The 10,490-nt window shown below is 34.6% G+C and carries 8 protein-coding genes; 5 read left to right on the forward strand and 3 right to left on the reverse strand.

Annotation, left to right across the window (positions count from 1 at the left end):
* The first annotated feature begins 126 nt into the window (after window positions 1-126).
* Window positions 127-711 (forward strand): acyl carrier protein phosphodiesterase, encoded by a 585-nt coding sequence (locus AC3DU7_RS14555; protein WP_488040048.1) that lies wholly within the window; start codon window positions 127-129, stop codon window positions 709-711.
* Window positions 712-1,540: 829 nt separating this feature from the next.
* Here AC3DU7_RS14555 and AC3DU7_RS14560 read toward each other — a convergent pair.
* Window positions 1,541-2,545 carry a LysR substrate-binding domain-containing protein gene (locus tag AC3DU7_RS14560; RefSeq protein WP_488040049.1) on the reverse strand — a complete coding sequence of 335 codons (1,005 nt, stop codon included), beginning with the start codon at window positions 2,543-2,545 and terminating at the stop codon, window positions 1,541-1,543.
* Window positions 2,546-3,337: 792 nt separating this feature from the next.
* Between AC3DU7_RS14560 and AC3DU7_RS14565 the strand changes: the two genes are divergently transcribed.
* The 3 genes from AC3DU7_RS14565 to AC3DU7_RS14575 all read left to right on the forward strand — a co-directional run bounded on the left by AC3DU7_RS14565 (window position 3,338) and on the right by AC3DU7_RS14575 (window position 8,154).
* On the forward strand, window positions 3,338-4,051 hold the full coding sequence (locus AC3DU7_RS14565) for an NnrU family protein (protein ID WP_488040050.1): 714 nt from the start codon (window positions 3,338-3,340) through the stop codon (window positions 4,049-4,051).
* 49 nt (window positions 4,052-4,100) lie between these two features.
* The gene (locus AC3DU7_RS14570; RefSeq protein WP_488040055.1) at window positions 4,101-4,472 is read left to right on the forward strand and encodes a thioredoxin family protein; all 372 of its coding nucleotides are present in this window, start codon (window positions 4,101-4,103) and stop codon (window positions 4,470-4,472) included.
* Between the two features lie 730 nt (window positions 4,473-5,202).
* Window positions 5,203-8,154 (forward strand): CHAT domain-containing protein, encoded by a 2,952-nt coding sequence (locus tag AC3DU7_RS14575; RefSeq protein WP_488040051.1) that lies wholly within the window; start codon window positions 5,203-5,205, stop codon window positions 8,152-8,154.
* A gap of 49 nt (window positions 8,155-8,203) precedes the next feature.
* Here the strand turns inward: AC3DU7_RS14575 and AC3DU7_RS14580 are convergent, their stop codons facing one another.
* The gene (locus AC3DU7_RS14580) at window positions 8,204-8,338 is read right to left on the reverse strand and encodes a type II toxin-antitoxin system VapC family toxin (protein ID WP_488040052.1); all 135 of its coding nucleotides are present in this window, start codon (window positions 8,336-8,338) and stop codon (window positions 8,204-8,206) included.
* Between the two features lie 216 nt (window positions 8,339-8,554).
* Here AC3DU7_RS14580 and AC3DU7_RS14585 point away from each other — a divergent pair, with 216 nt between their 5' ends.
* Window positions 8,555-9,757 (forward strand): RNA-guided endonuclease InsQ/TnpB family protein, encoded by a 1,203-nt coding sequence (locus tag AC3DU7_RS14585; RefSeq protein WP_488040053.1) that lies wholly within the window; start codon window positions 8,555-8,557, stop codon window positions 9,755-9,757.
* A gap of 214 nt (window positions 9,758-9,971) precedes the next feature.
* Here AC3DU7_RS14585 and AC3DU7_RS14590 read toward each other — a convergent pair whose 3' ends face one another.
* Complete coding sequence (locus AC3DU7_RS14590) at window positions 9,972-10,292, reverse strand: hypothetical protein (protein WP_488040054.1); 321 nt, start codon at window positions 10,290-10,292, stop codon at window positions 9,972-9,974.
* Window positions 10,293-10,490 lie beyond the last annotated feature (198 nt).

Here is a 10,490-nt window from a genome sequence, read left to right on the forward strand (position 1 = left end):
CCTGTTGCCTGTTGCCTGTTGCCTGTTGCCTGCGCACAGCGCTATAACTTCTGACTTCTAACTTCGTTAAGCCCTACTTCCTACTCCCAAATGTTAAATTAATTTTGCACAGCTACTTATCTACTTATGAACTATCTAGCTCATTTATTTTTAGCTAAAAATACTCCCGAATCACAAATAGGAAATTTATTAGGTGATTTTGTCAAAGGGTATCTAGAACAATATGAAACTATTTATAGCCATGAAATTATTCAAGGAATCAAAACCCATCGTCAAGTTGATTGCTTTACTGATACTCATCCAATATATTTGAGAAGTAAAAATCGTATTAGTAATAGTCATAGACGTTTAGCAGGAATAATCATTGATATTTGTTACGACCATTTTTTAGCTAATCACTGGAATTTATTTGCTCATGAAAACTTAGATATATTTGTGCAAAAAATATATATTATTTTGCAGAAAAATCAGGAAATTTTACCTGAGAGATTACAAAAAATTTTACCGAAAATCATATCCGAGAATTGGCTTAGTTCCTACAAAAATTTATCAGGGATTAACTTAACTTTTGTCCGTTTATCGCGACGTTTGAAGAGAGAAAATAATCTTGCTACTGCGGGAAATGAGCTGATTAAAAATTATACTGAAATTGAGTCAGATTTCTTGATTTTTTTTCCAGAAGTTATTAATTATGTAAAAAAAATATCCTAGTACTATTTCTCAAGTATGAATGCGATATATAGTTTGGTTTGAGGAGTTAACGAAGTCAGAAGTCAAAAGTTAGAAGTTAGAAGTTATTTTTGTAACGGATATTTGAGCAAGGCTCCAAAAATATTTCGCCTTAAAAAGCGGGGTATTATACCAAGCGTGATAAGTGTTTGTTACAAATAGTAGAAGTAAGAAAGAAGGAAGAAGGATAAAATTTTGAAAAAAAGGTAAAAACGATAGAAATAACTATTCTTTAATGAACGGAAACCACTATTTTTAAGCATATCTGATTGAGGGGCACTTTTCATAGCATTCTTTTTTCACGCTTGGTATTAGACCTAATTATTTTGATAAATAAAGATTTGGCAATGGCGCTCAAATGGAACATTCTTTATATACCGAGCCTAAGCGGATTTGATATAGCAAAATTTTTGAGATTTGACCAATTTGAGCTAAAGAATATGACAAAAATTTTATACTAACGAACAGAAAATATACCTGAGCCCAGTTAATATTTATGTAAACATTCAGCTATTAATAGACCTCTCTGGAAAAGAGGGAGTAGGGAGTAGAGGGAAAGAATTGATAATTGCTGTGCGATAATTGATTTGATTTTTTATTATTGGAGATGTCTAATGAATAAAGCAAGCATTCATTTAACTTCTACTACATTCTCAACCAGAAATTCGTACTCTGAAGCCTTGATAAAATTGCTTTTTTCTCCTTATAAAGGTGATAAAGCTGATAGCTGACTGCTGACTGCTGACTGCTGAATGCTTACTTAATAACTTATAAATGATGCAACAATTCTCTCTTAATTAAGAGTTTATACTTAAGTGTCACTAACATTATTAGTCATTATCTCTATAGGCTGTATTTCTTTAGATAAAGGTTTAATATTATCTGGATTAAAATTTAGACTAGAAAACAGAGGTAAAATTTCTTTACTAAAAGCCTCAGCAGCTTTAGAACGGTAGCGATTAGGATTATAAATAACCGATAATATTCTATTCACAACTATCTGATCTATTTTAGCCGTAGTCAAAACTCCAATTTGTAACTCTTTCTCAATAGCTGAAACAGAAACAAAAGCCACTCCTAAACCAGATTGAACAGCATTCTTAATTGCCTCAATTGAATTTAATTCCATCTCCACTTTCAGACGGCGAGTATCAATACCACTACGGGATAATACATGGTCAATGACCTTACGAATAGTAGATTGAGAGTCTAGAGTAATAAAATTTAAGTGATACAAATCATCTTTTTGAATAGTTTCCTTTTCTGCCAAAGAATGAGAAACAGGCAAAATTAAAGCCAACTCATCCTCAGCATAAGGTATAACTTCCAAAGACTCCTGTAACTCTGGAGGAACTTCACCCCCAACAATAGCTAAATCTATTTGTCCATTAGCCACACTCCAAGCAGTACGACGAGTAGAATGAACGTGTAACTGCACGGCCACATCAGGATATTTTTGTCTAAACATTCCAATCATTCGGGGCAGCAAATAAGTACCAGTAGTTTGAGAAGCACCAACTATTAAAGTACCGCCCTGAAGGTTTTGTAAATCCTCAATAGCTCGGCAAGTTTCTTGACACAAAGATAATATTTTCTCACCATAAGTAAGTAGTAAATGACCAGCTTCAGTTAATTGTGCCCGGCGGCCACCCCGGTCAAATAAAGGTACATTCAACTGTCGCTCTAAATTTTGCACCTGTAAACTAACTGCTGGTTGAGAAACAAACAAACTATCGGCAGCTCGTTTAAAACTACCTTCAGCAGCGATCGCCTTGAGAATGCGTAATTGGTCTAGGGTGAAAGGAAGCTCAGACATATTGTTAAAGGAAAAAGAAATTGAGGAAGTTAACGCCCAAAGAGTTAACCAATGGGCAAATTGCCTAATGGTATTTGATTTGACTGGGTAAGTCTTTCCAGAGCAACTAGTGTCGCTACAAAGAAGTCAAAAGTCAAAAATATTGATTTGTAATTGTTTGAGGATTTTGTAACCAGTTATTTCCGCCATCCTGTACTAGAGAGTGGAAAAGTTTTAACAAGTTTGAATTTATAGTGTTTTTCTGTTTTAGATTAAACTGAATCAGGGACAAAAGTCCTGAAGACAGAGGTTGAGAGTTGAAGACCTTTGATTTCCAAATTCCTAAATAATTTATTGGGAAAATCAAATTCCACACTCACCGCATTTCCTTCCCCATTTCAGGGGTTGGCATTACCAATTGATAATGGATAATTAATCCTCATTCGGTTTAAAGCCTCTCCTTATTTAAGGAGAAAAAAGCGGTCGTTTTGCTAGCGCAAAGCTCCGCTTTTCATGTCGCGGAGCGAAACGGCTGTCACCTACATGTTTGCGTTTGCGTAGCATCCCATAGGGAAGCATTACCTAGGAAAAAGCCTAGCTTCCCTTAGGGTGGGATGCCGAGGGAACCTGCGCTGGCCAACCATCGACCAAGAGAAGAAATTCAGATTTCCTGATATTCAATTCAAGAACGGTTTTAACCAGAGGTAATTATCCATTATTCATTATTCATTATCAATTAATGAAGTCCCTTCAGCATACTGCTGGACGATTCCTCCAAAAGTTAACTTTTATTATCAATTTTCCATAGTGCCCATGTCTAATGATTGGTTAACCCCTAGCCATTTAATTATGTTGGGGTTACTGCTAAGTTTTGCGATCGCTCATAGTGGTTTAGCAGCCCTCCGACCGTGGGCCGAAACAAAAATTGGCCCTAGACCCTATCGTATTTTATTTGCTCTAGTAAGTCTGCCACTAGCAGTAATTCTGATTATTTACTTTTTCAACCACCGTTACGATGGGTTACAGTTGTGGCAGCTGCAAGGTGTCCCAATAGTTAAGCCTATAGTCTGGATACTATCAGCAATTTCATTTATTTTTCTCTATCCCTCTACATTCAATCTTTTAGAAATTGCTGCAATTCAAAAGCCCCAAGTCCATATTTATGAAACAGGGATTATTAGGATTACCCGCCATCCGCAAATGGTAGGCCAAGTAATTTGGTGTATTGCCCATACTCTTTGGTTAGGGACAAGTTTTACCCTTGTTACCTCTTTTGGCCTCATACTCCATCATTTGTTCGGTGTATGGCATGGGGATCGACGACTTCAACAGCGTTTTGGTGAATCTTTTGAAAAGTTAAAATTTCGCACATCGGTTATGCCTTTTGTGGCTATTATTCAAGGACGTCAAACTCTACAGTTACAGGAGTTTCTCCGATGGGCATATCTAGGAGTAGCTGTTTTTATTTTCTTACTTTGGCAAGCTCATCCACTACTCATCCGTGCAACTGGGAGCGTAGACTGGTAGCATGATCCCATGGATATAAAAAATTTAATTAATGTCAGATAGAGAAGCCATGCTTTTGTCAGTTAACGAAAAAACTTTTAAAAAAGAGGTGTTAGATGCCTCTAGCCCCGTTTTAGTAAATTTTTGGGCACCGTGGTGTGGCCTGTGTAAAATGATTGTCCCCCAATTAATTCAATTTCAGTCTGAGTGGAATGGCCACTTAAAGCTGGTGGAGGTGAATGCTGATGAAAGTTTAAAGCTTGCTAGTAAATATCAACTTAGAACTTTACCTACCCTGATTTTATTTGAAAATGGCCAAATAGTGAATCGAGTGGATCATTTTCAGGTACGGGAAGATTTTCTACGGACATTAGATGCTTTTATGACCAGTTACCAAAAAACTCGTTTAACTCGACTTTTGGAACCTCAGTTAATGGGATGAAGAAGGTGTTGGGTAATTAATAATTAATAATTAATAATTAATAATTATTGAAAATTGCTTGCACCAGTTTCTTATACCTAGCTTTTTTGGAGTTTAGCGAGGATAAGACGCTAATCGTACTATTACTGAGTTTTAAATAAAGAGGTTAAAACTAGAATTGAAGGGAATAATTATTTCCTTTGGAGTTAGTTTTAGCCTCTTTCAGTTTTATAGCAGAAGGAAGAAGGAAGAAGAAAAAATCTTGTTTTGTCTGAGTTTTATAGCAGTTTTCATGTTTTATAGAATACAAAAATTGTTGGCTTAAAGATAGAAGGCAGAAGTTTTGTAGTCTACCTTTGTGAAAACTGCTATATAGCAATGTGCGCTGGCATATTTACAAATTACAGGAGGTGTCCAATAGCTAAAAGTCTTATACTATTAGCTTTTTATTCCCCGATCCGGAGCTGTTGCTTTCCGGAGCAGATGAGCTGCGCACAGCGCTATAAGCTTTTGATATGTCTGCTTCCTTTGCTTCGACTGCTATATTTTTATTAATTTAGGACTTATGCAGATACGCTATATATAGTGGTTAAAACTATTGGACAATAGTATATAAACTCTATAGATAGTGCCTTTGCGTAAGTCCTGAATTTATAATACTTAGTTTAGTTATCAGCTTTTTGATTTTTCTTTCAGTGTTGAATTTTAGAGAGTTAGTTATTGTTTTTTATCGGTATAAAAGATATCCATTATGATTCAAAATAATCAAATTTTTAGCAAATTATTAGTCATAATCTTGGTTAAATTATCAATATTTTCTAGTTTGATTATTCCTGACAAAGCTCGGGCATCTGAAAAATTTACATTAGCTAAAAGTTGGCAAAATGTACTATCAAAATCACCACAAAATTTAGTAAATAATCAGCCCAATATCAAATCTATAGAAATAACAGAAAAATTATCAGTTAATCAGCCTTTTTTACTAGCACAAAATTATCAAGTAGGGGATTATGTGGAAGTACTTTGGGAAGGAGACTGGTATCTCGGCAAAATTTTAGAAATTAATAATAATCAATATTGTATTACTTATCCTACTTATGATGATTCCTGGGATGAATGTATAGGTAGCGATCGCCTTCGTCCTATTCAAAGTCAAAATTCTACAGAAGAAAGACTAAGGCTAAATCAATATATAGAAGTTTTATGGCAAAATGAATGGTATTTAGCCAAGATTTTAGAGATTAAAAATAATCAATATTGTATAAATTATGTAGGTCATGACAGCTCTTGGAATGAATGTTTAGATAGAGTTCGGATTCGTATTGCAGACCCTAGAAAAATTTATGCAGAAAGACTCCGCTTAGAAGGTTATCGTCGAAATACTAATACTAATCTAGAGCAAAATAATTCAGAATTTACCCAAACAAATAGAGATTATTCAGTCAATGAATATGTAGAAGTTTTGTGGCAAAAGCAATGGCATTTAGCTCAAATTTTAGAGATTAAAAATAATCAATATTGTGTAAATTATGTAGGCTATGACAGCTCTTGGGATGAGTGTATTGATAGCGATCGCCTACGACAGGTAAATTCTCGGAAAGCAGAAGCTGAAAGACTCAGGTTAGAAGCAGATAATTTAGTAAGTAATGCTCATCAATATCAAAAAGGTTTAGAAACAGCTAAAAAATCTCTGAAAATTTATCAGGAAATCGGAGATAAATCTGGGTTAGTACAAGTTTTATCTAGTGTAGGATGGGCTTATTATTGGTTAAATGATTATGTTAATGCCATTGATTATTATCGGCAAAGTTTGAAATTGGCTGAAGAAATTGATGATGATTATGCAGCGACAGCCAGATTATATGACATATCAAAGCCTTACTTATATTTAGGAATTTATCATAAAAGTCTTGAGTATCAAAAGGAATATTTAGCCAGAGGAAAAGAAATTAAAGATACAGATATTCAAGCTCGTGCTTTAGAAGGAATCGGAGATATTTACTACTTTCAAAAAAATTACAAAAAAGCCATTGAATACTATAAGCAAAGTGCTGCGCTGGGGAGAAAAGCATTCTATATTGGAGGTCTTTATACTGTTTTCGGAAAACATGATCAAGCAATAGATTTTTTTGAGGATATAGTTACTAATACAAACGATATTTATACAAAAGCTGCCTCCTTTAACCAACTAGGTCAAAATTATTTAGCTTTAGGAAATTATGACAAAGCAATTAGTTATTTTCAGGAACAGTTAACCATCTCTCAAGAAATTCAAGAAATTTATGGAGAATCAGAAGCTTTCAAAAGTTTAGGTAGAACTTATTTTGCAAAAGGAGACTTAAAACAAGCAGAAAAAAATTTACGTTCGGCAATAAGAGTCCAAGAATCAATCAGAAAAAAATTAGGCGGTAAAGATTTATTCAAAGTATCATTATTTGAAACTCAAATAGATACTTATAACCAATTACAAAAAGTTTTAGTTAAACAAAATAAAATCAAAAATGCCTTAGAAATTGCCGAACGAGGTCGTGCCCGAGCATTTGTAGAACTATTATTTGACCGTCTCTCTTCACAAGCTATTACTCAAACAAATATTGAGCCACCAACTTTCAAAGAAATTCAACAAATAGCTGCCGAACAAACTGCCACAATAGTTGAATATTCCATCATTGAAGAACAACTTTATATTTGGGTAATTCAACCAACTGGTGAAATAGCATTTCGTCAAATAGAGTTGAAATCTGTTCTAGAAAATAAAACTTTAAGAGACCTAGTTATAGATACTCGTCGGGCGCTTTTAGTAAAACCATACCAACCACAAATTCAACTCAAAAAACTACACAAATTATTAATTGAACCCATCGCAGATATTCTCCCCACTAATGCTGAAGAATCAGTAATATTCATACCTCAAAAAGAGCTATTTTTAGTTCCCTTTGTTGCCTTGATGGACGAGGGAGAAAAATACTTAATAGAAAAACATACTATTTTGACTGCACCAGCAATCCAAATATTAGAATTAACCCACAAACAACGCGCTAAAAATAAAAAAGCAAATCCACAAAACGATTTAATAGTTGGCTTACCCAGAAATAATAATCAGAGTGATTTAGTAGTAGGTAATCCCTCCATGCCTAAACTAAATGAGCAACCATTAGATCCTTTATTTGGTGCCGAAATTGAAGCAAAAAAAATAGCGAATTTTCTAGAAACTCAAGCAATAATTGGTAAACAAGCAACAGAAAGCTTAGTCAAAAAACAAATGGAAAATTCACGAGTAATTCATATAGCAACTCATGGTTTACTGACAGATATTAGAGAATTAGGAATACCTGGAGCATTAGCACTTACTCCCGACAAACATAACGATGGTTTCCTTACTTATCATGAAATTTTAGAACTAAATTTGAATGCAGAATTAGTAGTTTTAAGTGCTTGCGATACAGGCCGTGGAGCAATTACAGGAGATGGAGTAATCGGATTATCTCGTTCTTTTTTAGCAGCAGGAGCGCCTAGTATTATTGTCTCTTTATGGAAAGTTCCAGATGATGCAACCCAATTATTAATGGTAGATTTTTATCATCAATTAAATACTACTGATAATAAAGCAAAAGCACTACGACAAGCTATGTTAACTACTCTAAAAAAATATCCAGAAGTAAAAAATTGGGCAGCTTTTACTTTAACGGGAGAAGCAAATTAAATTATTAATAATTAATAATTAATAATTAACAATCCTATGCTAATTTAGATCAATTTAAAAGAAATACAGGAAAACCACACTCAACTGCATTGCGGTAAAGAGGACCATCTAACGTCCAAAGAGGAGCCTCTAAATCTTCTGCTAGAGCTATGTAAGCAGCATCATAAGCACTTTGACGACGCAAAGATCAGGCAATTTCTACTACTCTTATTTCCTGAGAAATATCATGGTAGACTATGGGTAAATTATGCAAAAAATCCCAAGCAGGTGCTAGTTGTTCTTTGGGAAAGATTCCACTTACCGAAAATTTGGGTCTAAAGCCTCGCCCATAAGCGGGCGACTTTTTAGTTGATTTTATTTCTATAAATATGTTATAATACTATTAGTTTAAATAGGAATTATGAAAGCTAGATTTAAGTATCGCATATATCCAAAACCGGGACAAAAATACCGATTAGCAAAGCTATTTGGTTGTGTCCGTGTGGTTTGGAATGATAGCCTAGCTTGTTGTCAAGAAAAGTATCAATTAGGAGAGAATAAACCCACTAACTCCGAGCTACAAAAACAGTTTATCACTCAATCGAAAAAGACTGAAGACAGAGAATGGCTATCAGAAGTTTCTGCTATACCATTGCAGCAATCTTTAAATGATTTAAATCAGGCTTATCAAAACTTTTTTAAATCGACTAAAGGCCAGAGAAAAGGTAAACCTGTCAAACCTCCTAAATTCAAAAGCAGGAAATCAAAACAGACTGCTAGGTTTACAAAAGGAGGATTTAAAGTTGGTCAACACAAAGTTTATTTAGCGAAAATTGGAAAACTGAAAATTGTATGGTCAAGAGAGTTACCTACTGCTCCATCATCAGTAACAGTAATCAAAGATTCAGCTCATAGATATTTCTTGAGTTTTGTAGTAGAAATACAACCAGAAGTCTTACCTAAAACTGATAGTTCAGTAGGTATAGATTTAGGTATTAAAACATTTGCTACATTTAGCGATGGTACACAGGTTGATGCTCCTAAGCCACTGAAGAAACGAATTAAGAAATTAAGAAAGTTAAGCAAGTCATTATCTCATAAAACTAAAGGCTCTAAAAGGTATGAAAAAGCAAGGGTTAGAGTAGCTAAATTCCATGCCAAACTGAAAGATACAAGAACAGACTTTCTACATAAATTATCTACTGAAATAATTCGTGAAAACCAAACAGTTGTTTTAGAAGATTTAAACGTTTCTGGTATGGTGAAAAACCGTAAATTATCCAGAGCAATATCTGATTTAGGTTGGAGACAATTCCGGACATTTTTAGAAGGAAAAGCAGAAAAATATGGTCGTGATTTCAGAGTAATTAGTCGTTGGGAGCCAACATCCCAAGTTTGCTCAAATTGTGGCTTTAAAGGTGGGAAGCTAGACCTGAAGGTGCGAGAATGGGAGTGTCTCAACTGTGGTGTAAAACATGATCGAGACGAGAATGCAGCGATAAATATATTAGTCGCGGGCGGGCAGTCCGAGACAAAAAACGGACGTGGAGGCAAGCGTAAGACTACTGCAAAAGTAGCAGCAGCCTGTGAGACGTCAACCCACCGAAGAGCTAAGGCTCGGTAGGAATCCCCGCGCCTTTAGGCCGGGGAGGATGTCAAAATCAATCTGGTTAGAGCATTAGATATTTCATAAAGTGCTAGACGAGGAGCGTGTATTTCAACTTCTTGGACGATCCATTTATCTAAATTGTTGGCGAACAATTTCACTGCGAGGATCGTTATTCACAAGAACTATTAGTAAATTAGAATCAATAACAACATTCATTATTCATTATTAGCTAAAAAATAAACCTTTGCTCTAACTCTTCTCGACTTTCACGGGCGATCGCTACTCCATCTATTGGAGACAAATTTTTACCAATTTCCCGCAAACCAGCTATTGCTTCTCTTGCTTTTTGTTTGTTAAATTTAGGTGAAATTTCTTCTAGACTGAATTTTTCGCTTTCAAAAAACAACGGCGTTGGATCGAATTCTATTTGTTGTTCTTCTGTTAATTTGCTCTGAGAATTATTAATATTTCTGAAGGTCTCGATCGCCTCCTGAATCTGTTTTATTTGTTCGGGAGTAAGTCCAGTTACATCTATGGTTTTATTTGTCATGGTTACTATTAGCTAGGATTGCTCAATGTTTTAGGGATGGCGATCGCTTGGTTAATTATCAAATATTTTATTAGTATTATAGCTAAATTTTTTTAATCTTAGGATTTAAATAGTTTTTTTGTTACAAAAATATCATTTTTTCTATAATTATACCATTTCTCAAAAGTCTTGCTACATCTCCTTGAAAGTAGGGAGTAG

This window comes from Okeania sp. (assembly GCF_983059655.1).